Annotated in this window: 24 protein-coding genes; 15 read left to right on the top strand and 9 right to left on the bottom strand. The window is 36.3% G+C overall.

What is annotated here, in order from left to right:
- Positions 1-36: 36 nt before the first annotated feature.
- Positions 37-459, top strand: coding sequence for a DoxX family protein (locus RUH60_RS04080; RefSeq protein WP_313805767.1), 423 nt, complete (start codon positions 37-39; stop codon positions 457-459).
- Positions 460-548: 89 nt separating this feature from the next.
- On the opposite strand, the gene RUH60_RS04075 is transcribed toward RUH60_RS04080, so the two are convergent.
- Together RUH60_RS04075 and RUH60_RS04070 are read right to left on the bottom strand one after the other, a co-directional pair.
- Positions 549-1,586 (bottom strand): AMP-binding protein, encoded by a 1,038-nt coding sequence (locus RUH60_RS04075; protein ID WP_313805694.1) that lies wholly within the window; start codon positions 1,584-1,586, stop codon positions 549-551.
- Positions 1,586-2,512 (bottom strand): CPBP family intramembrane glutamic endopeptidase, encoded by a 927-nt coding sequence (locus tag RUH60_RS04070; RefSeq protein WP_313805692.1) that lies wholly within the window; start codon positions 2,510-2,512, stop codon positions 1,586-1,588. Before RUH60_RS04070 ends, RUH60_RS04075 begins: the two co-directional genes overlap by 1 nt.
- Positions 2,513-2,608: 96 nt before the next feature.
- Here RUH60_RS04070 and arsC point away from each other — a divergent pair, with 96 nt between their 5' ends.
- Positions 2,609-2,950: an arsenate reductase (glutaredoxin) gene (gene arsC / locus RUH60_RS04065; protein WP_313805690.1), complete on the top strand. Its 342-nt coding sequence runs from the start codon at positions 2,609-2,611 to the stop codon at positions 2,948-2,950.
- 92 nt (positions 2,951-3,042) lie between these two features.
- Positions 3,043-5,586, top strand: a complete 2,544-nt coding sequence (locus tag RUH60_RS04060) for a TonB-dependent receptor domain-containing protein (RefSeq protein ID WP_313805688.1) — start codon at positions 3,043-3,045, stop codon at positions 5,584-5,586.
- 66 nt (positions 5,587-5,652) lie between these two features.
- Here the strand turns inward: RUH60_RS04060 and RUH60_RS04055 are convergent, their stop codons facing one another.
- Complete coding sequence (locus tag RUH60_RS04055; RefSeq protein WP_313805686.1) at positions 5,653-5,820, bottom strand: hypothetical protein; 168 nt, start codon at positions 5,818-5,820, stop codon at positions 5,653-5,655.
- 137 nt (positions 5,821-5,957) lie between these two features.
- On the opposite strand from RUH60_RS04055, the gene fumC reads away from it, so the two are divergent.
- Positions 5,958-7,340: a class II fumarate hydratase gene (fumC, locus tag RUH60_RS04050; protein ID WP_313805765.1), complete on the top strand. Its 1,383-nt coding sequence runs from the start codon at positions 5,958-5,960 to the stop codon at positions 7,338-7,340.
- Here fumC and corA read toward each other — a convergent pair.
- On the bottom strand, positions 7,337-8,419 hold the full coding sequence (gene corA, locus RUH60_RS04045; protein WP_313805763.1) for a magnesium/cobalt transporter CorA: 1,083 nt from the start codon (positions 8,417-8,419) through the stop codon (positions 7,337-7,339). The two genes, fumC and corA, sit on opposite strands and share 4 nt — an antisense overlap.
- 70 nt (positions 8,420-8,489) lie before the next feature.
- Here corA and hutI point away from each other — a divergent pair, with 70 nt between their 5' ends.
- The gene (gene hutI / locus RUH60_RS04040) at positions 8,490-9,728 is read left to right on the top strand and encodes an imidazolonepropionase (RefSeq protein WP_313805684.1); all 1,239 of its coding nucleotides are present in this window, start codon (positions 8,490-8,492) and stop codon (positions 9,726-9,728) included.
- Between the two features lie 50 nt (positions 9,729-9,778).
- Here hutI and RUH60_RS04035 read toward each other — a convergent pair whose 3' ends face one another.
- Positions 9,779-10,654, bottom strand: coding sequence for a hypothetical protein (locus RUH60_RS04035; RefSeq protein ID WP_313805682.1), 876 nt, complete (start codon positions 10,652-10,654; stop codon positions 9,779-9,781).
- Between the two features lie 110 nt (positions 10,655-10,764).
- Here RUH60_RS04035 and RUH60_RS04030 point away from each other — a divergent pair, with 110 nt between their 5' ends.
- Together RUH60_RS04030 and RUH60_RS04025 are read left to right on the top strand one after the other, a co-directional pair.
- On the top strand, positions 10,765-11,796 hold the full coding sequence (locus tag RUH60_RS04030) for a formimidoylglutamase (protein ID WP_313805680.1): 1,032 nt from the start codon (positions 10,765-10,767) through the stop codon (positions 11,794-11,796).
- Between the two features lie 63 nt (positions 11,797-11,859).
- A complete protein-coding gene (locus RUH60_RS04025; protein WP_313805678.1) occupies positions 11,860-13,146 on the top strand; it encodes a DEAD/DEAH box helicase in 1,287 nt (428 codons plus the stop codon).
- Positions 13,147-13,157: 11 nt separating this feature from the next.
- Here the strand turns inward: RUH60_RS04025 and RUH60_RS04020 are convergent, their stop codons facing one another.
- From RUH60_RS04020 to ettA, 4 genes are all read right to left on the bottom strand, one after another.
- Positions 13,158-15,353 carry an ATP-binding protein gene (locus tag RUH60_RS04020; protein WP_313805676.1) on the bottom strand — a complete coding sequence of 732 codons (2,196 nt, stop codon included), beginning with the start codon at positions 15,351-15,353 and terminating at the stop codon, positions 13,158-13,160.
- Positions 15,354-15,490: 137 nt separating this feature from the next.
- Positions 15,491-16,054, bottom strand: coding sequence for a fibronectin type III domain-containing protein (locus RUH60_RS04015; RefSeq protein WP_409559651.1), 564 nt, complete (start codon positions 16,052-16,054; stop codon positions 15,491-15,493).
- 16 nt (positions 16,055-16,070) lie between these two features.
- Entirely contained in the window at positions 16,071-16,454 is a 384-nt protein-coding gene (locus RUH60_RS04010) for a hypothetical protein (protein WP_313805673.1), read from the bottom strand.
- A gap of 11 nt (positions 16,455-16,465) precedes the next feature.
- Positions 16,466-18,154: an energy-dependent translational throttle protein EttA gene (gene ettA, locus RUH60_RS04005; protein ID WP_313805672.1), complete on the bottom strand. Its 1,689-nt coding sequence runs from the start codon at positions 18,152-18,154 to the stop codon at positions 16,466-16,468.
- Positions 18,155-18,650: 496 nt separating this feature from the next.
- On the opposite strand from ettA, the gene RUH60_RS04000 reads away from it, so the two are divergent.
- From RUH60_RS04000 to RUH60_RS03965, 8 genes are all read left to right on the top strand, one after another.
- Complete coding sequence (locus RUH60_RS04000; protein ID WP_313805671.1) at positions 18,651-19,412, top strand: hypothetical protein; 762 nt, start codon at positions 18,651-18,653, stop codon at positions 19,410-19,412.
- A gap of 95 nt (positions 19,413-19,507) precedes the next feature.
- Positions 19,508-19,882: a hypothetical protein gene (locus RUH60_RS03995; protein WP_313805670.1), complete on the top strand. Its 375-nt coding sequence runs from the start codon at positions 19,508-19,510 to the stop codon at positions 19,880-19,882.
- A 175-nt stretch (positions 19,883-20,057) separates the two neighbouring features.
- A complete protein-coding gene (locus RUH60_RS03990; protein ID WP_313805668.1) occupies positions 20,058-20,537 on the top strand; it encodes a hypothetical protein in 480 nt (159 codons plus the stop codon).
- Positions 20,538-20,656: 119 nt separating this feature from the next.
- Complete coding sequence (locus RUH60_RS03985; RefSeq protein WP_313805666.1) at positions 20,657-21,142, top strand: hypothetical protein; 486 nt, start codon at positions 20,657-20,659, stop codon at positions 21,140-21,142.
- A gap of 188 nt (positions 21,143-21,330) precedes the next feature.
- Positions 21,331-21,849 carry a hypothetical protein gene (locus RUH60_RS03980; protein ID WP_313805664.1) on the top strand — a complete coding sequence of 173 codons (519 nt, stop codon included), beginning with the start codon at positions 21,331-21,333 and terminating at the stop codon, positions 21,847-21,849.
- A 147-nt stretch (positions 21,850-21,996) separates the two neighbouring features.
- Entirely contained in the window at positions 21,997-22,605 is a 609-nt protein-coding gene (locus tag RUH60_RS03975; protein WP_313805662.1) for a hypothetical protein, read from the top strand.
- Positions 22,606-22,786: 181 nt separating this feature from the next.
- On the top strand, positions 22,787-23,350 hold the full coding sequence (locus RUH60_RS03970; RefSeq protein ID WP_313805660.1) for a hypothetical protein: 564 nt from the start codon (positions 22,787-22,789) through the stop codon (positions 23,348-23,350).
- A 696-nt stretch (positions 23,351-24,046) separates the two neighbouring features.
- Positions 24,047-24,397, top strand: a complete 351-nt coding sequence (locus RUH60_RS03965) for a hypothetical protein (RefSeq protein WP_313805659.1) — start codon at positions 24,047-24,049, stop codon at positions 24,395-24,397.
- Positions 24,398-24,543: the final 146 nt, after the last annotated feature.

Raw genomic sequence — 24,543 nt, 5'->3', positions numbered from 1 at the left:
ATGAGTACCTTAGAAGTGAATCAAATCGACTATGCTATGGAATCAGTTAAAAATTTAAACAAGTGGGCGAATGCTCATACCAGCTATCCTATAGACATTTTAAGGATCGCTTTAGGTATTTTTTTGATTGTGAAAGGAATTTCATTTATCACCAACCGTCAGTATCTGCATGAGATTTTAAGTCATGCCGGAAGTTTTGGCGGCGAAATGTTAATGATACATTATATTGCTGCTGCTCATATGATGGGTGGACTAATGATTGCTTTTGGGTTACTTACGCGATGGTCTATTGTGGCACAATTACCTATACTCATAGGTGCAGTAGCAGTAAATTTTATGGGTGATTTTAATACGCAGAATTTTATTCTGGCATCGGTTACCTTAATACTTTGTGTGTTCTTCCTGTTCTTCGGAAGCGGAAAACATTCAGCAGATTATTACTTTAAGATGCAACAGTAGCGAAAACAACTTTTTTTAATAACCAACCACAAAGATAGCTAACCTTCGTCATTGGGGCGATGTGAACACGAAAGCGCTTTGTGGTTTTTTTATGGTATTGATTTTTTTCGTTTTATCTTACCGGTTTCGGTTTCAACAAACTTCGAGACGAAAAGTATTTCTCGGGGTTTTTCATATTTATCTAAATTTTCAAATGTTGATTCTGGTAATTCAAATGGTTCGCCTTCAATTACTAAAATCAGTTTTTCGCCTAAGGTTTCATCCGACTTTCCGATTACAAAAAAACGATTTGAAATTTTGGAAGCCAGCTTCTCCTCTATTTTCTCCGGAAAAAGCTTAATTCCGCCGCTATTGATAACATTATCATGTCTTCCCAACCAAATAAACTGATTTTCCGAAACCAAATCAATAACATCATTTGTAACTATCAATTCCTCCGAAAGTCTTGGCGCATCAATCACTAAACAATCTCTTTCATCCTTATGTATTGCAATTCCTGGAAGAATTGAAAATGCTTCCTCTTGCACTTTTTTAGCGGCAATATGCGTAATGGTTTCGGTCATTCCGTAGGTTTCATAAACCAAAACCGGTAATTGTTTTAACTTGTCTGCTAAAATCGGATTCAGTTTTGCGCCACCAATTATTGTTTGTTTTACTCTTTTGAGTTTATCAACCGAATTTTCAACTTGCAACGGAACCATTGCGGCAAAATCATACGCTTTTTCATTTCCGTCAAGCGGATGTGAACTTGGTGGAACAACATCCAATTCCCAACCACAAACCAACGCCCGAACTAACATCATTTTTCCGGCAATGTATTGTGTAGGAAGACAATGCAACGCTTTACAGCTTTCAGTCAAATTAAAAAATTCTGAAGTAGCTAAGGCAGAATTTAGCATCGCTTCTTTTAACAACTGAATTTCTTTCGGCTTTCCTGTTGTTCCTGAAGTGGTTAATCGGATAAAATCATTAGTATCAAACCATTCCAAAATGAATTTTCCAAACTGGGCTTTATAGTCTTCTTCAGAATTCAAAAAAGATTCGGCTAAAACCAGAAATTCAGCTTTTGAGTACGATTTTCCATTAAACTGAAACGAAGGATGTATTTGACATAATCGATTGTTCATTACACACCAATTTCTTCAATTTCAGTAGTTTGCTGCAACTTACCGAATAGTTTTTGGTTCCAATCCGTCCACTTGTATTTTTTGGCAAAAATGAACGTCAGAATCGGGAAAACGATAAAAACTGGTAAAATTACATCAAAACCTGCGCTTGGTTCGGAAATATCTTTAAAAATTGAATTTGTCTGAAATGCTGTCCAATCAGCAGTAACCAGCAATGCTCCTACCAAATTATTGGCTGCGTGAAAACCTAAAGCAAGTTCCAAACCATCGTCCATTAAAGTAATCAAACCTAAGAAAAACCCCGTTCCTATATAGTAAATCATGATAGTCATTCCAAGTTTTCCAACTTCAGGATTCGCAATGTGCATCAACCCAAATAACACCGAAGTTACTACAAAAGGAATCAGTCTGCTACCAGTAAAAACACCAATTCCTTGCATTAAATAACCTCTGAACAAAAATTCCTCAAAACTCGTCTGTAACGGAATCAGAATAATTGCCAAAACCAAAAACGTTAAAAATGGTTTCAATTCAAAGTTGATAACGAAATCTTCCGGTGATGCGTAGTAAGCTGCAACAGTCAATATTGTTGTTATACTTCCCCATAAAAAGAAAGCAAAGAAAATGCGGCTCCAGTCTACTTTTTTTCGAGCAGTTGTAAGGCTTCGGATGCTTTGTCCGTGCAAAAATTTCACCCAAAACAATAAGCCTAAACAGAAAATGGATAGCGGTAAAACCATCATCACAAACGTTACATTGGTTCCGTATTGTTCAATCATTCCGTGAATTAAATCTTCGGTATTGGTTCCGCTTGTGGTTACATAATTAATAAGCATTAATCCTGCAAAACCCACAAAAACAATCAAATACAACAATAAATGTAAAGTGTAATTGTAGTTTTTGGTTTTAATCTGTTCTATGTACATACGCTGATTTTTATCAATTAGTAAATTTATTCAAAAAATGTTACGCTCAAAATAGGGCTTTCTTACTTGTGTTGCTATTTTTGCACAAAAAATATAATGATTAAGATATTTCACAATCCGCGTTGCAGCAAATCAAGAGATGGTGTTTGTGCTTTAGAAGATAAAGGAATTGAGTTTGAAACCTTCAAATATTTGGATGAAAAGCTTACCAAACGCGAATTAACTTCAATAATTAAGAAGCTAAAAATCAAACCGATAGAATTAATCCGAACCAAAGAACCGCTTTGGAAAGAACAATTTGAAGGTACAGAATTTACCGATGACGAACTCATCGTTATCATGCAGAAAAACCCAATTTTGATTGAACGCCCTATTATTATTAACGGTCGAAAAGCAGTCATCGGAAGACCAATCGAAAAAATCTTCGAGATTATTTAAAACTGTGTTTTTTGTTTTTAACAAACATTTATGAAAACCCTCTTAAACCTAGGGTTACTTTTGCAGTCTTAAAGGGAAACAAACCAGCATTCATGAAACAAATTCAAAAAATACTAGTTGCTTTTATGCTAGTATCGTCGGTCCTAACTTTTGCACAAGGATCACCAAAAGTAAAAGTTACCGGAAAAGTAATTGAAAAATCAACGAATCAGCCACTTGAATACGCTAGTATTTACGCTCAGAACACTGCTAATCCATCAGTTGTAAACGGAGCAATGACTGACGGTAAAGGGGAATTTTCCTTCGAAGTTCCATCTGGAACTTACTATTTAAAAGTAGAATTTCTTGGTTTTAAAACCGTTGAATTTAAAGACAAATCGATTACAGCCGACACCAATTTAGGAACGATTTCCGTAAGTGAAGAATCTACCCAAATTGACGAAGTAGTTGTAATTGCAGAACGTTCAACTGTAGAAATCAAATTGGATAAAAAAGTTTACAACGTTGGTCAGGATATGATGGTAAAAGGCGGAACGGCTAGCGATGTTTTAGACAACGTCCCATCTGTAACCGTTGACAATGATGGAAATGTGAGCTTAAGAGGAAACGAAAATGTTCGCGTTTTAATCGACGGAAAACCATCCGGAATGGCTGGAAATATTGCTGATGCTTTAAGAATGTTACCCGCTGATGCTGTAGAAAAAGTAGAAGTAATTACCAATCCATCAGCGCGTTATGAAGCCGAAGGTGGTGCCGGTATCGTAAACATCATCTTAAGAAAAGGAAAAGCGCAAGGTGTAAACGGAAGTATCACCGGAACCGTTGGAGATCCTCAAAACTACGGTTTAAACGGGAACATCAACTTAAGAAGTGAAAATTTCAACTTGTTTACAACATCTGGTTATACTAATAGTAAAAGCCCAGGAAATTCTTTGACAGACACGGAATATTTAGACCGAACTACTGGTGAAACCACAAACTATATCAACGAAAGAAGAAACAATGAGCGTGGACGCGAAGGTTTTAACACCAACTTCGGATTGGAATGGTTTTTAGACAAATCAACAACTTGGACAAATGCAATTTCCATCAGAAAGAACAGCGGCTCTAATCCAGACAATGTTTTCTACTACAATTATGATGCGGATTACACACCAACGTTTATCAGAAACCGTTTTAACGATCAGAACAATGAAAGTGTTGATTTAGAATATTCAACCAATCTGACTAAAAAGTTCAAAAAAGATGGTCACAAATTAACTGTCGATATTGCTATTTCAGCAGATAGAGACAACGATAGCTCAACAATCACGGATTATGTTATTGGTGACGAAGCCAACAAATTAATCGAAAGAACAACCAACAACGAAAAACAACGCAGAAATTTGTTTCAGGCGGATTATGTGCTCCCAATTAAAGAAAATACACAGTTTGAAGCTGGTTATCGAGGAAGTTTCACCAATCTGAAGACACCTTTCTCAATCGATTATTTAGACGACAGCGGAAACTGGGTAAACAACGCACAATACACCAATTCGTTGGAATATATCGAAAAAGTAAATGCTTTGTATACACAATTCGGATCTAAAATTAATAAGTTTTCGTACTTGTTAGGCTTGCGTTTTGAAGATACACACATCAATGTAAATCAATTAACGACTAACGATTATAATACAAAATCATACAACAACTTCTTCCCTAGCTTGTTTTTAACGTATGAGTTTTCAGATACATCCAGTGCGAGTATTAGTTACAGTAAGCGTATCAACCGTCCGAGAGGTCGTTTCTTGAATCCGTTTTCGAATTATTCGAGTAACATCAACTTGTTCCAAGGTAACCCGGACATCAATCCTGCTAAAACCGATGCAATCGATTTAGGTTATATGAAACGTTGGTCAAAACTAACTTTAAATACTTCTGCATATTTAAACAGAACTACGGATGTTTATCAGTTTATCAGAAAAGAATCGGGAGATTTTGTAACTACTGTGGTTGATGGAGAAGACACAGTTGACGGCTCCGGAAACCCTGTAATTGTTGGTGGAGAAGACATTCACACACCAGTAATTGTAAGCACACCGGTTAACTTAGCGACAGAATATCGTTTCGGATTTGAGTTTACCTTAAACTATACACCTGTTAAATGGTGGCGCTTGAACGGAAACTTCAATTTCTTCCGTAATGAAACCGAAGGAGATTATCAGTATACAGATTTTCAAGGTAATGAAGTAGTTCAAAATTTAGACAACACGGCTTATTCTTGGTTCTCCCGAATCAATTCAAAAATCAGTTTACCTTACGGAATCGACTGGCAAGCAAACGGAACTTATAATGCTCCACAGAAAAATGCTCAGGGAACCAGCAGAGGTGTTTTATCAGCAAACACCTCATTAAGCAAAGATTTGTTTAAAGAGAAAGCTACCATTGCTTTAAACGTAAGCGACATTTTCAATTCAAGAAAACGAATTTCAGAAACGAATTTGGCTAACGTAATGAACTCCTACAGCGAAATGCAATGGAGAGAGCGTCAAATCAACTTATCGTTTACTTACCGTTTCAACAAGAAGAAAAACGAAAAAGAAAGACAAACTAAAAATGGTGATAACGGAAACGGAGATGAATTCTTCGGAGGTTAATCCAAAAACAATCCATAAAAAAAGTCCCGAATTCGGGACTTTTTTATTTTTAAAACCTACATAAAGTTATGCCTGTTTTGCAGCTTTTTCTGCTCTTTTCTCTTTGAATCTTTCCCAAAGAGCTCCACCTACCCAGTAAAACACAAAGTTTACTAAGAAAAGCATTAACCAGAATCCTGTTAAGAAGATTCCTAAGAAAAGTAAAAAGCCTAAATACTGTTGAAATTCAAACATGTTTTCCGGAATTTTATGAATTCAGGCCAAATATACGCGGAAAAATCTGCTTCGGCAATACTTCCCTTAAATTTATTTTAATAGTCTTTCATAACCATTTGATAATGTTTAATTTTAACGATTATAATCTGAACAAAATGGAATTCCGCATCGAAAAAGACACCATGGGTGAAGTTAAAGTTCCGGCTAATCGTTATTGGGGCGCTCAAACCGAACGCTCCCGAAACAACTTCAAAATCGGCGAAGCAGCTTCCATGCCCAAAGAAATCACCGAAGCCTTTGCTTATTTAAAAAAAGCCGCCGCCCACACCAATTGTGACTTAGGAGTTTTAGCTGATGAAAAGCGAGATGCCATTGCTGCAGTTTGTGATGAAATCCTTTCAGGAAAGTTAGCCGATGAGTTTCCGTTGGTAATTTGGCAAACCGGTTCCGGAACGCAGAGCAATATGAATGTGAACGAGGTGATTGCCAATCGGGCGCAGGTTTTGGCCGGAAAACAAATTGGTGAAGAATCGTTTATCAAAGCAAATGATGATGTCAACAAATCGCAATCATCGAACGACACCTTCCCTACTGCCATGCATATTGCGGCCTATAAAATGATTGTCGAAACCACCATTCCCGGAATTGAGCTACTAAGAGATACTTTACATCAAAAAGCCATTGCGTTTAAAGATGTGGTTAAAATCGGAAGAACACATTTAATGGACGCAACTCCGCTTACACTCGGCCAGGAAATTTCAGGTTATGTTGCGCAATTAAACCACGGCTTAAAGGCTTTAAAAAACACTTTACCTCATTTATCTGAATTAGCACTCGGCGGAACAGCTGTAGGAACTGGTTTAAACGCGCCAAAAGGTTATGATGTAAAAGTAGCGGAATACATTGCCAAATTCACTAATCTGCCTTTCAAAACAGCCGAAAACAAGTATGAAGCATTAGCCGCTCACGATGCGATGGTAGAAACGCACGGTGCTTTAAAACAAGTCGCCGTTTCTTTGAATAAAATCGCAAACGATATCCGAATGATGGCTTCCGGACCACGAAGCGGCATCGGAGAAATCTTCATTCCGGAAAACGAACCAGGTTCTTCCATCATGCCGGGAAAAGTCAATCCGACGCAATGCGAAGCGTTAACGATGGTTTGCGCTCAAGTAATGGGAAATGATGTGGCTATTACTATCGGAGCAACGCAAGGTCATTACGAACTCAATGTTTTCAAACCGATGATTGCAGCTAACTTTTTACAATCCGCGAGATTATTGGGAGATGCTTGTGTTTCTTTTGATGAGCATTGCGCGCAAGGCATCGAGCCTAATTATAAACGAATCAAAGAATTAGTTGATAATTCTTTAATGTTGGTTACTGCGTTAAATACAAAAATCGGCTACTATCAAGCTGCAGAAATTGCGCAAACCGCTCACAAAAACGGTACAACTTTAAAGGAAGAAGCGATTCGTTTAGGCTATGTTTCCGCAGAAGATTTTGACGCATGGGTAAAGCCGGAAGATATGGTTTAAAACCATTTTTTCTTTTTGAAATAGACCAGCATTCCCACCACCAGTAAAAACATGACACCTAAAATCATAAAATAACCGTTTTGCCAGCGTAATTCAGGCATATTGTCGAAATTCATTCCATAAACTCCAACAATAAAGGTTAGTGGAATAAATACAACAGAAACTACTGTCAAAGTTTTCATAATTTCATTCATTCGCTGACTTTGTGCCGAAAAATGGAAATGTGAAGCACTGTCAAGGGAATTCAGATCGTAATCAATCTGTTCTAAAAGTTCTAAACATTTCTGATGCAAACGGGCGAAAAACGTATAATTGGCCGACTCTATTCCGTCGTATTCGTTATCATCCTGAAAGCTTTTCAAACTGAACAATGCGTCGCGCAAGGGAATAATGGAACGCTTTAAAAAATTCAAATTCTCACGATTGTTTTCTATTCGGATTAAAACATCTTGTCTGTGATTGGTTTTAGCTTCTACCATCAAGGCTTCGATTCGGTCTTCGTAACTTTCAATCGTTATGTAGAAGTTTTCCATAATCGCATCCAACATCAGATACAACAGATAATCGTTTTTCTTCTTGCAAACAATTCCGCCATTAGTTCTGATTCTTTCCCGAATATGGCTGAAAAAATCACTCTTTTTTTCCTGAAAAGACACCAATAAATTATCCTTCAGAATAAAACTGATTTGTTCAATGCGAATGTTATTCAGATCTTCTTCCGGCAAAATCGACTTGATGCTGAAAAACAACATATCATGCAATTCTTCAATTTTAGTACGACGCGAAGTATTTAGAATGTCTCCAATTATATAAGATTCAGCTTCAAGTAAATCACCAATACTTTTAATTAATTCAGTATTGTGCAACCCATGCACATTCAACCACTTAACTTCATTTACCTGATTCTTATCATTAAGTTCAGATTCAATCTTTGCAAGTGTAACATTTTTGAATTCTTCGAAGTGATTTTCGCTGTACACGAACAACTGCATTGCTACAGGTTCCGTTTTATGAATGCCGGTGTATTCGTAAAAATTGGGGTGTACTCTTCGTCCTTTTTTATATTTTATTTTTCTCAAAGCCGAATAATTTGTCATAAAGATAGGAGTTTTTGAAATTCCATTTTACTTTTACGAAAAATTTCAAGCCATGAAAATTCTCATTAAAAACATACAGGAACTTTTACAGGTTCGTGAAAATCCTATCGATAAAGTTTCCGGAGCCGAAATGGCGGTTTTGCCGAAAATTGACAATGCCTTTTTAGTTCTTGAAAATGAAACGATTACCGATTTCGGAACAATGAACAACTGTCCATCAGAAGCTTCTTTCGATACTGTTATTGACGCCATAGGAAAAGCTGTTTTACCAACTTGGGTAGACAGTCATACGCACATTGTGTACGCCGGAAATCGTGTTCAGGAGTTTGTTGACCGAATTAACGGTTTGAGTTACGAGGAAATTGCCAATCGTGGCGGCGGAATTCTAAATTCGGCTAAAAAACTGAATGAAACTTCTGAAGATGAAATTTACGAGCAATCGAAAGCGCGTTTAGAAGAAGTAATGCAACAAGGAACCGGCGCAGTAGAAATCAAATCCGGTTACGGCTTAACGGTTGAAGGCGAACTGAAAATGTTACGCGTCATTAAGCGATTAGCCGAAAATTATCCGGTAAAAATCAAGGCAACTTTTTTAGGAGCGCACGCTTTTCCTCTAGAATACAAAGAAAATCATTCAGCATACATCGATTTAATTATCAATGAAATGTTGCCTAAAATTGCAGCTGAAAACCTAGCCGATTACATTGATGCTTTTCTTGAAACCGGGTATTTTTCCATCGAAGAAACCGAACGCATCATGGAAGCCGGAAAACAATACGGTTTAACGCCTAAAATCCACGTGAATCAGTTTACAGCTATTAATGGAATTGAAGCTTGTGTTAAACACGGAGCGCTTTCAGTAGATCATTTAGAAATTGTAACCGATGAAGATATTGCTGTTTTAAAAGACAGCATCACTATGCCGGTAGCTTTACCGAGTTGCTCTTATTTCATTAGCATTCCGTATACGCCGGCTCGTAAAATGATGCAGGCTGGTTTGCCACTTGCTTTAGCCACAGATTTCAATCCGGGAACAACTCCTTCGGGAAACATGAATTTTGTAGTAGCTACAGCTTGTATTAAAATGAAAATGACTCCGGAAGAAGCTATCAATGCAGCAACCATAAACGGAGCCTACGCTATGGGGATTTCAGATACGCACGGAAGTATCACCAAAGGAAAATCAGCCAGTGTGATTATTACCAAACCACTGACCTCCTATTATCAGTTGCCTTATGCCTTCGGCACCAATTTAATTGAAGAAGTAATTATAAACGGTAACCGTATTTAAACAAAAAAGTCCCTCCAAACGAGGGACTTTCTTTTTGATAATCTCAAATATTATCGCAATGTGAACGAAGTTTTCGAAACTAATTCTCCTTTATCGAAGATGTTTACAAAGTAAGAACCTCCTTCGATATCTTTTACTGGTAAATCCTGCTCAACTTTAACCGTTTTGTTTTCATACTTAACCACTTTTGTAAAGCTGTATGTTAACGATTTATCCCCGAAGATTTCGGTTTTCTTATCTCCTAAAACGTTGTTTTTAGCGTCAATTACCTGAACATAATACGTTTTGTCTCCTGATTTTGCAATCTGGTTTTCAGCAATCATGAAACTGATTTTTAAAACATCTGCACGAGAAGCTTTATCTGTGTCGATTTGTTTTCCAGAGCTTCTTTGTTTAACTGCCATGGTTTGAAGATTCAATACAGAAAGTTTTGAACCTTTCTCAACTGTTTTTGCTAATTCATCGTTTTTAGCTACTAATGTGTCGCGTACTTTTCTGGTATCTTCTAAAACCACTTGCGTACTGTCACGCTGACTGGTTAACACTACGTTTTGTTTTTTCAACGCATCGTTTTCTTTCATTAAGTTATCCATTTCACGTTTTAAACGCAGGTAGTCGTTTTTAAATTTAGCCATTGCAGCAGCATCTCCTTTAGATTTTTCTAATTCTGCCTGCAACTGTACTAATTTTTCTCTTTCTACCGATAACTCGTCAGATAAAGAAGTATTTTCAGAAATCGCCTCATCGTATTTTGCAATCGAGGCTTGTAATTCTTCGCTTAATTTTTCTTTATCAGTCATTAATTTATTTTCAGAAGTCTGGTTATCAGTACTCATTTTGTACATATATCCTAAACTTCCCAACAATAATAATGCGAGAACAACAACAACTGCTTTTAAACTTGAATTACTTTTTTGGTTTTCCATAATGTTAGTTTTTTTTCAAATATAATTTTTTTTCATTTAAACCTAAAATAGTAAACGTAAGTTTTAGGGAAAATAGTATTTTTGAATGCCCATTTTTTTTGATTTTTTTTATGGAAAAACTTATCCGTTTCACTTTAAATGATTTAGCCAAGATAACCAGTCATCGTAGTGGTGAAATTAAATTTGGAGAGCGCATTCAGACCGTTCCGAAGGAAATGGACACTCTGGAGTTTCTGGAAGCCAGCGATGCTGAATTCGTACTCTTAGGTATTCCCGAAGACATTGGTGTACGCGCCAACTTAGGAAGACCAGGAGCGGCTTCGGCCTGGGAAAGCACCTTGAAAAGCATCGTCAATATTCAGCATAACCGTTTCTGCAAAGGCGGGCGCTTGATTATTTTAGGCAAAATAGACGTTTCCGAAGAAATGGAAACCATAAACGAACTAAGCCCAGCCAGCAAAGAAGACCGAAAAACCTTTTTTAAACTGGTTGAGAAGATTGATAAAGAAGTATCGCACATTGTCTGCCAAATTGTAAAAGCTGGGAAAACGCCAATTATTGTTGGCGGTGGTCACAACAACGCTTATGGCAACATTAAAGGATTGGCACTTGCGAAAGGCAAACCGGTTAACGCCATTAACTTTGATGCGCATACCGATTTTCGTCCGTTGGAAGGTCGTCATAGTGGTAATGGATTTTCGTATGCATTTGAAGAAGGCTTTCTAAAGAAATATTTCATCTTCGGATTGCATGAGAATTACACCTCGAAAAGCATTCTGGAAAGCATCAAAAAAACAGAAGACAAAGTAAAATACAATACTTACGAACAAATTGCCGTTCGTGGTGAGAAAAACTATATTGAAGAAATGGAACTGGCAGAAAAACATATTGCCACTGACGCTTTCGGAATTGAAATTGATTTAGATGCTATTCCGAACATTCCGAGTAGTGCGATGACTTTCTCCGGATTTTCTGCAGAACAACTGCGTCAGTTTATTCATTATTTCGGAAAAAACAGAAATGCTTCATACCTACATATTTGCGAAGGCGCACCTGATTTAGCCTTTGAGAAGAACAATCATTTAGTAGGCAAACTCATCGCTTATTTGATTACGGATTTCATGAAAGCGAAAGCGGAATAAACCCAAGTCAATAATTTAAAGTACTTTTGCAAACGATAGCCCAATAAACGCTATCGTTTTTTTATGAATTTCACGGATTTAAAATTACACCGAAGCATACAGGAAGCCATAACCGAAGAAGGTTACACCGCTCCCACTCCTATACAAGAACAAGCCATTCCAGCCGTTTTAGACGGATTTGACTTAGTTGGCTGCGCACAAACCGGAACCGGAAAAACAGCTGCTTTTGCCATTCCAATTCTGAATTACCTGCACCGCATTGTTGGTTCGCCTAAAAAAGCTAAACATATTCGCACTTTGGTAATTACACCAACTCGTGAACTAGCTATACAGGTTTGTGAAAGTTTTGAAACCTACGGAAAATATACTGCTGTGAAACCGCTTGTTATTTTTGGTGGTGTAAATCAGGTGCCGCAGGTTAACGAATTAAAGCAAGGTGTTGATGTTTTGATTGCTACTCCAGGGCGTTTGTTAGACTTACACAAACAAGGTTTTATCGACTTGAACCATTTGCATCATTTGGTTTTAGACGAAGCCGATTTAATGCTTGACATGGGCTTCATTAACGACGTCCGTAAAATTATTAAACTGACTCCTGATAATCGCCAGACCTTATTATTTTCGGCTACTATGCCTATGGAGATTAGGGAGTTGGCTGATACTTTTTTGACGCGTCCTAAATACATATCTGTAACTCCGGTATCGAGTACAGCGGAAAAAGTAAATCAGAAAATCTATTTTGTAGATAAAGAAGATAAACGCAAATTATTGTACCACATCATTGAGGAAGACAAACTGGAAAACGTTTTAGTTTTTGTGAGAACCAAACACGGTGCGGACAATGTGGTGAAAGCTCTAAAAAAACAGAATATCAGTGCGGAAGCCATTCACGGTGATAAATCACAGTCTGCTAGACAACGTGTATTGGAAAGCTTTAAAAACAAAGAAACTTCTGTTCTTGTGGCTACTGATATTGCCGCTCGTGGAATCGATATTGAGTTGTTGCCGTATGTCATCAACTTCGATTTACCGAATATTCCGGAAACGTATGTACACCGTATAGGAAGAACGGGGCGTGCCGGAAACTCTGGTTTAGCGATTTCCTTTTGTGGGAAAGACGAAAAAACCTATTGGCAGGACATTGAAAAACTGATTCGCCAAAAAGTGAAAGTAGTAAACGACCATCCATTCCCTTGGAAAGATGAAGTGAAAAACCCGGATGCCAAACCTGATTTCAGAAACAAAAAGAAACCACAAGACGGCAAGAAAAAACCTGGTGGAAACTCCAACAACAATTCCAACAGCAGAAAATCAGACAATTCGAAAAAGAATAAAAAGAGGTGGTACTAAAACCACCTTTTTTATTTACCGCTTAACGCGATTATTTTTTTGTACAACGAGTTAGGTTCGAATGGCTTCACTACTACTTCATTCATTCCGCAAGCCATGGCTTTATCCAATACATCATGGCGATCGAAAGCAGTTAAAGCAATTATTGGCGTTGTAATACCTTTGTCGCGGATGAGTTTAGTGGTTTCAAAACCGTCTATTACCGGCATATTGATATCCATTAAAATAACATCGAAAGTTTCTTTATCTAAGATTTCTACCGCCTGATACCCATCACTGACTACAATGCTATCAAAATGACGAACACCTAAAATCTTCTGGGTAACTATCTGATTGATTTTATTGTCATCAACTACCAGAATTTTATAAGCATTCTCCTGATAGAAATCGACATCTAGATCTTGTAATAACGCAATACGTTTTTGCTCGTCAGTTTCAAAAGAAAGGGTGAATCGCATGGTGGTCCCTACGTTTTCTTCACTTTCAATGGTGATGTTGCCACCGAAAATTTCCACCAATTGTTTTACAATCGGTAAGCCTAATCCTGTTCCCTGATAGTCGTCTGCACGTCTTTCTAATTGAACGAACTTCTCGAATACCTTTTCCTGATTCTCTTTTTTGATACCGATTCCGTTATCTTTCACGGCAAAGGCAATGGTTGCTTTATGAGCTTCTTCTGAAACCAGTTTAGCGGACACTTTCACTTTTCCGTTATCAGTAAACTTCAAGGAATTGGTAATCAGATTCATAAAGATTTGCGACAAACGAACTTTATCTCCTATAAGAAACTCCGGTATCGTATCGTCAATATCTAAAAGAAGTTTGTTGTTGTTCTTTACCGCTAAAAACTGAACGCTTTCCACTATGGAATGCAACTCGTCCGAAAGGTTGAAAACAGTTTCTTCTAACGTGATTTTCTTCTCCTCTATTTTATATACCTGCAAAATGTCATTAACCAGCGACAACAGATACTTGGCCGAAAAACGCAGGGATTTGATGTATTTGCTGTTTTTAAGTTCTTTGTGCTCTTCGGTAAGCAATTCGGTTATGCCGACAACGCCATATAATGGTGTGCGCAATTCATGGGTTACGGTGGAGATGAATTGTTCTTTTAAACGGGAAGCTTCTTCGGCTTGATTTTTAGCCAGATACAAGGCTTCGTTGGCAATTTTTAACTCATTATTAATTTTGATACGACGCTTGTAGTTTTTAAACAAGGTATACACATACAGTAATAATATAGTCAGAATAACCAAAAACAAAGTAACGATTACTTTAGACTGATACAATGACCGCTGGTATTGAAAGTTTTCCTCTTCTATTTTATCGATTTGCCGCTTAGACTCATCAAGTTCAATTTGAAGTTCTTCGTACTTGGTGGCATCGAATCGGGTTTTATTGTAAATCTTATCTTTTAAGGTATTGTACTGATTCAGGTATTCATAAGCGTTTTTATAATCGCCACGCTGTTTGTAATGCTCGGAAAAATCATCATAAACCTCTATAGCGTGGGTTTCGATCAGTTCAGGTTTGTCCTGCTTGCAGTAATAAAGTGCTTCTTTAAAATAGGTTTCGGCTTTCTCGTATTGCTTTAAGTGGGTGTAATAGGTTCCTAATAGCGAGTTAATTGAAATATTAGCTTCCAGTTCATTCTCTTTTGCAAAGGTTTCTTCGGCTTTCTTCAAATATGGATAGCCTTCACTGTAAGCTTCGTCAGTAAAATAAGCGCTGGCGATGTTCAGGTTGAGATAGGCATTGGCAATCACATCACCAACTATATGCGAATAGACTTGCGACTTCTTATATTCCTCAATTGCCTTTTTAGGATTCTTCACCCGAAACGCATACACGTTTCCTAAATTGTTATATAACCAGTCTTTTATCGTATCGTTGTCGGTCTTTAACGCGTAAGCAATTCCTTTTTGGTAATAGTCAATAGCCTTTCTATAATCGGAGAATTCTTCGAAGTTTAAGGCAATAAGGTTATAGGATTTAGCAATAAGGACATTGTTATCCCTTTTTAAGGCGCCGTCTAAAGCTTTCTTGGCAACTTTAAGAGATTGTTCCGATTCGAGGTTTAACAAATGCTTACCCGACTGCTTAATAAGCAATTGCACTTCTTTATCGGTAGTTCCCACATCTTGGGAAAAGCCCGAAAAAGACAGTAATGCAACAAGCAGAAACGTAATTTTGTTAAATTTTATCACCTATACTTTTTAAAGAGGTCTAATTTAACAAAGTTGGATTACATCGCGTAATTTTTTTATAATATTTTGAAGTGAAATTGTTACAAATAAAAAGCGCCCCAATGGAGCGCTTTTTATAACAAAACTTCATTATTCATTTAAAAATAGTATGGCCCTGCCCAATCACTACTATCACCATTTTGACAATTAGCTCTTACGTAAAAAGCTTTCCACAAACAATACATACCACTTATGGCAATTGAATTATTCATGGTTGTATAGGCATTAGCTGTAGCAGATGGCTGATCACCTTGTTGCACAATACAAACCGTGTAACTACTTGGTGTTCCATAATCATAATGCCAAGACATAACTCTAGTTGCCCCACTTCCTACATTACAGGCTCCTGAAATAACATCACTGTTCAAACCATGAGGCTTAGGACAACTACCAACTGTGGTATAGGTATATTTGATAAAATTACTTGTATCTGTAGGCGCAGAAGAATTACAAACTGCTCTAACATAGAAATCATATGTAGTGCTATGCTGCATACCGTTAACTGTCAGATAATTGGAACTAAACTGAGTATTGGTATTAACTCTTGTTCCGTTACCTAGTGTAAAGCCTACAGGTCCATATTCAATTTCATAATACGAAGGAGAACCATCATTATAATACAAATTCAAACTTACACTTGTTGTATTGGATTGTTCAAACACTACCGAAGCCGTACCGTTACACTCGCCAGGATTTGTTGTAATACTGCTTTTTTTTTACGGTTTCAGACTTTTCAGTGGCACTGCATATTCCGGTAAAATAAAAATCGTATGTTGTACCCGGACTTAAATTCTCAATACCGATATAACTATTGGAAGTAATAACCGTTGTTCCGGTTCCTTGGGTAAATCCAGTTACACCATACTCTACCGTGGTTGAGTTCGCATTATTTCCGTTGTCGAAATAAAAACTAATCATCGTAGGGGTAATACTGCTAATACCGATGTTTTTTACTTTTCCGCAAGATGCTTCAGCTTCACCGCCGTCGCTTGAACAAGAATAGAATGTAGAAGTTGCTAAGGCAACAAACATAATAATTGAAAAAATAGTCTTTTTTGTCATAGAAATCCTTTTTATCGAATCAGTTTTTTGTATTTCAATCGTGTTGGTGCTACATCACCTAATCGTTTTTTACGGTTTTCTTCGTAATCTGAGAAACCACCTTCGAAGAAGTACACTTGTGAATCGCCTTCAAAAGCCAAAATATGCGTACAGATACGGTCTAAAAACCAACGGTCGTGGGAAATTACCACCGCACAACCAGCAAAGTTCTCCAAACCTTCTTCTAAAGCACGCAACGTATTGATGTCTAAGTCATTCGTAGGCTCATCCAAAAGCAATACGTTTCCTTCTTCTTTCAAAGTCATCGCTAAGTGCAGTCGGTTACGCTCTCCTCCGGATAAAGTGTTTACCTTTTTGTTCTGGTCACTTCCACCGAAATTGAAACGCGACAAATACGCTCTGGAATTAACCTGACGCCCGCCCATCATAATCAATTCTTGACCATCGCAGAAGTTTTCCCAAATGGATTTCTCCGGGTCGATGTTGGAATGTGTCTGATCTACATAAGCGATTTTCACGGTTTCTCCTGTGGCGAACTCTCCGCTATCTGGTTGTAACTCGTCCATAATCATTTTGAAAATGGTTGTTTTACCCGCACCATTTGGTCCGATAATCCCAACAATACCTGCTTGTGGTAAGGTAAAGTTCAAATCATCATACAAAATTTTATCGCCGTAAGCCTTAGCTACTTTTTTAGCGTCGATAACATTAGTTCCTAAACGTGGTCCGTTCGGGATGTACAACTCTAGTTTTTCATCAAGCTCTTTCTGATCTTCGTTTAACAAACGATCGTAGTTTTGTAAACGGGCTTTCTGTTTCGTCTGACGCCCTTTGGCTCCCTGACGTACCCAATCCAACTCACGTTCTAAGGTTTTACGACGTTTTGAAGCTACTTTTTCTTCCTGCTCCATACGTTTCGATTTCTGGTCTAACCAAGAAGAATAGTTCCCTTTCCAAGGAATACCTTCTCCTCTATCCAACTCCAAAATCCAACCTGCAACGTTATCTAAGAAATAACGGTCGTGCGTTACGGCAATGATGGTTCCTTTATATTGTTGTAAGTGCTGCTCTAACCAGTGTACCGACTCAGCATCTAAGTGGTTGGTAGGCTCATCCAATAACAAGACATCCGGCTGTTGTAATAACAATCGGCACAACGCCACACGACGACGCTCTCCTCCGGACAATACTTTAATTGGCGTATCGGCATCCGGACAACGTAAAGCGTCCATAGCGATTTCTAATTTGGTATCAATCTCCCAAGCACCAGCTGCGTCAATCTTATCTTGTAAATCCGCCTGACGGTCCATCAGTTTCTGCATCTTATCGGCATCTTCGTATACTTCCGGAAGCCCGAACATATCGTTGATTTTGTTGAATTCGTCCAGAATTGCCATTGTTTCGGCTACTCCTTCGCGTACGATTTCAATAACCGTTTTATTTTCGTCTAACAACGGCTCCTGCTCTAAATAGCCAACCGTGTAACCCGGTGCAAAGACCACATCACCCTGGTAATTTTTATCAACTCCGGCAATAATCTTCAGCAAAGACGATTTACCCGAACCGTTAAGTCCCAAGATTCCGATTTTAGCTCCGTAGAAGAAACTCAGGTAGATATCTTTTAATACCTGTTTGTTGGTAGATGAGTAGGTTTTACTCACGCGTGACATGGAAAATATCACTTTCTTATCATCAGACATAGTGTACTTGTTTGTTTAAGGTTACAAATATACATATTAAAGGAGATTTGTTGTAGTAAAATGATGCACTTCGGTTTTCTTACTTTTATGTTTTGGTTTCTTACAAATTTGGTATGGATTTTGCTTTACGCATGTACGGTACATATACGCTATATACACGCTATAAATACGCTATATATACGCTATATATGGTATTGTGATGTGGGTTTTGATTTTTAGTGTTATGTGATTACCAACCATTGTAAATGAATAATGGCTTATTTTTTCTTTTGTCTTGATACAAAAGAAACAAAAGATCAAGACTTGGAATACTCCGCCTAAAAATGAAGCAGCAGTACTAAATTATCCGAACTCGCTAGCGCTCAAACAGCGGATAATTCTTAACGGACTGCTACTCCATTTTCTTAACGGCTGCGCATTCCTAGGTCGCGTGGCTTGAAGAAAGAAAATAGGTTATTACATGAAGTATAATTGATTGACTAAATGATTTTATTTTATGGCAAAACAAAAAGGTATTATTAAGTTGGATGGGACTTTGGACGATATTACTTTCTATTTTAGAAAAGGAGTTGCTATTGCCCGAAAAAGTGGTGGTGGTTTTAATGGTAAAGCGATTAAGCAATCTTCCAACATGCAACGGGTGAGGGAAAATAGTAGCGAATTTGGCAATGTATCTAAAATCAAAAAGCTCATGAGGCTTGCTTTGGAACCTTATCTAAAGCTATTACATGACACTACCCAGCACGGTCGGATGATGGGTTTACTGCAAGAGATTAAGGTACTTGACACGCTATCGGAACGCGGAAAAAGAACGGTGTTCAACGGATTAAAAACTCCGGAAGGACGCGCATTGTTTACTTCTTTTTCATTTACCCCCAACGCTATACTTAAAGATAATATTGGCGGCAACTACAGCCTTGCTCCCACTACTTTTGCTTCGTTGGAGATCAGTAATCTGAATAAAAATTTAACTTTGAGTGCATCGGCCACATCGGTACAGCTACAACTGGTGGTGGTTACTTTTGATTTTGAGCATTTAAGAACAATAACACATCAAAGCACTCCTATCTCTCTTTCTAAAGCAAATACACTGAACGCCATAACCCTAGAACTGCCTTCTCAGCCGGATTTAAACAATCCGAATTTTGTGTTTTTACACTTTCAGGAGGTTCAGGAACTCAATGGTGTTTTGTATCCCTTAAAAGCTGTAACCAGCTTGGAATTGATTTGTTTGGATGTTATTTTTCCTGTTGTATAAGTATTCCTAAAAATCATACATGTCTAACATACGTATGTTGGTTTTGTATATATTTGTCATACATATAAGTAAGTTATGCACTATTCAGAAAAAACATGTCGGATAAAAAACCTTTTTCTTGTTTTGTAATCGAACCTCATTTTTACGATGATCTTAATTGGGATATGGATAAAATTGTAAAATACCTTGAGTTCATTCGTTTAAACATAAATGATTTATTCAAACACAAACATTCAAAATATTACATTATAGCATACAGAGACTTTTTAGGGAATTCTGCACCAGCTATAGGAGTCATAAATAACAATGCGATAGAATCAAAAGATTTTGACGATTTTGATGATTTATTTAACACAGTCGAAAAATGGGTGAACTCAATTGGTTTGGATACAATTGAAAATAAATCAAATGAACTTAATGTTCCGAAATGGAAAAAAATACTTGAACTTAAATATTATCCGAAAGAATGAACAGTGCATAACAGCGGTTTAGCCGCATTGCTGGTCTAAACTCTAAAAGAAAATCCTGCGGATTTTCATGCATTACATTTCATAATAAAATTCTTCGTAAATTGCCGCAACGACGGCTAAGCCTGAAACGTTATAAGCCATTTCAAAAAACGAGACGGGAATAAACAACCAAAAAATGAGAAAAAAAATTATTAGATTCCTAGCAACTATGAGTTTACTCATTTTCTTTTTTCCATTTTTTCAAATGTGTTCGGATAAAACCATAAAGGAAGAGTCAAGTTTTTTGAGAGCTTATTCAACAGCTAAAACTGAAAAAGAAAAAAACATTGCTTTCCAAAAAGCAAAAAAGGATTTTTCATTGAGTGGATTCGATTTAGCAATGGCTTTTGAACCTATTTTCTACTGTTTTACAGTAATTTTGATGCTTAATATTACAATATGGGTTTGTGTTTTTAGAGGACATAAGAAATTAATCTTCTTGGCTTTTCTTAATCTTGTCTTAATATTAATTTCCTTTGCGGTCATAGTCATATCATTTCCTATTTTAGGACAGATTAGATATGGAATGTATGCTTGCTTAATAAATGCTTCACTTCTATTCTATTTTATTTATAAAGATCAAGAAACGGCTTATAACAGCGGTTTAACGCAATAGCTCCTAACCTATTCTATTGAAAAATCCTGCGGATTTTCCAAAACCGATTTTCATAACATATTTTGTCGTAAATTGCCGCTACTGCGTCAAGCCGCAGAAACGTTAGCAGTAACTTTAAAATGAGAAACGTAAAAATTATATACGCAGTTTTATTTATTATACTTTCAATGTTTTTGTGGAAAGCATATAATTTTTTCAATCCTAATTATAAAAAATGTTTTGAACAAAACATAACTGAAATACAGGATAGAAAAACTGAACTTGATGAAATATCTAAAATTACTCTGCAAGAAATATCAAAAATTGATTTAGCAAATAATTCGATGAATTTAGATGATGTTTCAGTTGAATTGCGAGCTAAAATGGAACGTTTAGGCTTTAAAAGTTTTAGAATTGAAACTACTGGAAATTGTGCTGAAAAATATAGAATATACTATACTGTCTGGGAAAATTGGAACATCAACAATCTAAACAATGTCGAGATAGTATATTCTCCATGCGACGAAGAGACAAAAGAAGGTTTTCACAGTTTTGATGGAAACCATATAGATGTTTTTGGAGCTGGTGGAAATTGGAAAATTATTTCGGACACTGATTTTATATAAAAAGCTACTGCTAACAGCGGTTTAAAACCATTGCTGGTTCGGTGTTTAATAGGAAGAGCCAGTGTTTGCATTCTTTCTCCGAAAGTAGTAATTTCTCTAAACCTTTTCGGTATATTTGTGAAGGCTTGTGACAAAAATTCGCAACGGTTTCAAGCCGCAGAAACGTTAGCTACAATTTGAGAAAAACCGTGACTGAAACGAAAAACATAAATAATACAACGTCAAAAGAATGGTTAATTTTAATAACTGAATTCTTATCTAATCGTAATTCGAAATCGACAAAGACTATTTCGGAATTATTAGGCTCTGAAAACAAGAAATATAAAAGAAATGAACGAGGCTCGAAATTCTTAATTCCAAAAAACACGAATTTGAATTACGTTGCGATAAATCCTGATTTGGAGAATACTGAAACAGATAAACCTGTTACTTTTTTAGCATTTAGTGGTGAAAAACTGAATTTGAAATTGAATTATCTGACTGAATTGTTTCCAAATGTTGAATTAGTAGAAAACACCTATGATGGAGGAATTCAATTATTTTTTAATCCCGTAGATAATCAATTTGATTTTACAGCAGTCGCTTGTGAAATTTTTACTAACTATAAAACTCTTGATGAATTGAACGATGTAAACATAAATAGCATATCTTTTATGTTTAAACCAAATAAATTGAAAACGAGAGCTGGATATACAATGACAGATTAAAACTGTAGCTAACAGCAGTTTAGCGCTATCGCTCTAACTCTATTCTAACAGAAAATCCTGCGGATTTTCTAGCCACGCATTTCATAACAAAATTATTCTTAAATTGCCGCGACAGCACCAAGCTGCAGAAACGTTAGCAGTTATTTTATGAAAAACGTTATAAATAAAAAACAATTAGTGGTTTACGATAAATACGATGGAGATGCTGACGGTTTATTAAGGATAAACAATCTATCAGATATTGAAGTTTTTGAAAATCAAATTGATACTATTTGGAGCTTTATCGCAAATAAACTACAAGATATAAAACTTATCAATGAAAGACTTTGTTCTAAAGAATACTCAATAAATACATTGAAAGACTTAAAAGGAAATTGTGATACGGAAGTTTATGAAATTTTCATGTCTAAAATCAAAAAATATCAAAGTTTTAAAGAGATATCCAAACTGTTGAAAACAGTAAAAGGTAAAATAAGTTCAGAAACAGACGTAGTTTGGACAGGATTTGACAAACCAGAAATATTGATCACGAAAATAAATCTTGATATTGAAAAAATCGAATTTTGCGATTATGAGACATTAGAAAAAGTTAAAGTTGATTTTCTTCCAACATGCACTTATCAAGAATTATCATTATCTAATGGATGGGCTGAAGAATATTTGGAAATTGCTTCAAAATTTGATTTGCAGTATTCAATAATCACCGAAGAAAAAAACAATATTGTAGGTGGAAAAAAATGGTGGGAATTTTGGTAAAAAGTAAAAACAACTGCTAACAGCAGTTTAGCACTATCGCTCCTACTTTATTCTATTGAAAAATCCTGCGGATTTTCCAAAACTGATTTTCATAACATAATTAATCGTAAATTGCCGCGACAGCGCCAAGCTGCAGAAACGTTGTGCGTTATTTTGGCCAAACGAAACGAAAAACGAAAGAATGAGATTTTTAATTTTGCTTTTGCTAATTTTTGGCTGCGAGGCTAAAACCGAAAAAAAAGTTTCTAAAAAAGTAGAAACTCAAAATTCTATTGAGAAAAAAAACATAATTGAAAACAAAAAATTCTTTGTCGGAGATATTAACAATGATAAAATAAACGATACTGCATTTATAAATTTAAAACGGAATATCGAAACTAACGAAATTGAATGCGGAGAAAAAAACTGCTATATAAACATCAAATTTTCTAAAAATATTCCTGAAATAAGTTTTGACCAAAGTTTGGGTGTTTTTATTTCGAAAACTGAAGATTTGAATAATGACAATGCTAACGAAATAATCATTTTTTCTCAATCAAATGAAGGTTGGTGGAATTATATTTCTGTTTTTTCATTCAAAAACGGAACCTGGAATGAAATCGCAAAAACAAAAGCATTTGTTTCGGAAAATCAAGATTTTGAAAATAGAATAATAAAAGAAAACGGTAATTATTATTTAGTTGGAGAAGACCAATGGAACGAAGACGAAAACGGTGAATTTTTAAAAACTAAAGTAAAAATATAAAAACAACGCACAACAGCGGTTTTAAGAAATGGCTACGCCGGTTTATAATAGGAAGAGGCAGTGTTTGCATTTCTTCTTCGAAGTAAAGTTTTTTCTTTCAGTCTTTTCGGTATATTTGTAATGGCTAGTGTCGAATTTACGCCACTTCTTAAAGCCTCAAAACGTTGTAAATCATAGCTCCGGCTTACGATTCAATTTCTCTTTTTAAGCAAAATCCCATTTATTTTTATATGGTAATATTCTTGTGTTAAATAGATTATTTTGGGAAAATGCAAAAACTTTGCGCGAACCTAACGGAAGGTTTCATCACTTTGAAAGAACTATCGAATTTACAACTTCACTCCGCTCCTACTTTGTAGAAATTCTTTGGCGAGTTTCTTTATAGAATTTCTTTGTGGCTACTTTGTGGCTCAACTTGACGTTTACCTAATTGTTCTTTCTTCTCATTGACGGAAGGTTTAAATACTTTTTGAAACTGTGTGTGTTAAGTTTGTGGTTACTTTGTGTGCCAACAATTCGTGTCGCTACAATTTACAACACGGGTTTAGCGCAATTGCTAAAGCAACTCGCTAAATAAAAAATCCTGCGGATTTTGGTAACGCTATTTCATAACTTATTTTTCTTAAATTTACCGCAACGGCGCCAAGCCCAAAAACGTTAGCGGCAATAGTTTTACCAACCGTCAAAAAAAGAAATATGAAAACACTTTTTCGAATAATATTCTTTTCACTATTCTTGATATTTTCTTATTGCAACGAACCAAAAGTTAATGAAAAAACTAATAATGGTGATACAGAATACAATGAGTTTGTGGAATATTTGAAAGGTAAAAATATCAGTCTGTGCGAAATCAAAGAAATGAGAAAAAAAATACAAGAAAGTGCTAAGGTTTTAGCAGACAAAAAATATCCGAATTCTTTGGCGCAACATGATAAGTATATTGAGAGAATAGTCGACAGGGAAATAGGCACTGTTTTGGAAAAATATAACTTGAAAACAGAAGACTGGATTCAAGCTTGGAGATATGGAGATGAGTATTGTAAATAAAAACTACTGCCGCTAACAGCGGTTTAAAACCATTACTGGTTTTAGCTTTCTGTTGAAAATCCTTCGGATTTTCCAAAACCGTATTTCATAACAAATTTAATTGTAAATTACCGCAACGGTTTCAAGCCGCAACACGTTGTATACCA

The sequence above is a fragment of the Flavobacterium sp. genome, from assembly GCF_032153895.1.
Lineage (GTDB): Bacteria > Bacteroidota > Bacteroidia > Flavobacteriales > Flavobacteriaceae > Flavobacterium.
This window is presented reverse-complemented; position numbering and strand designations above follow the sequence as displayed.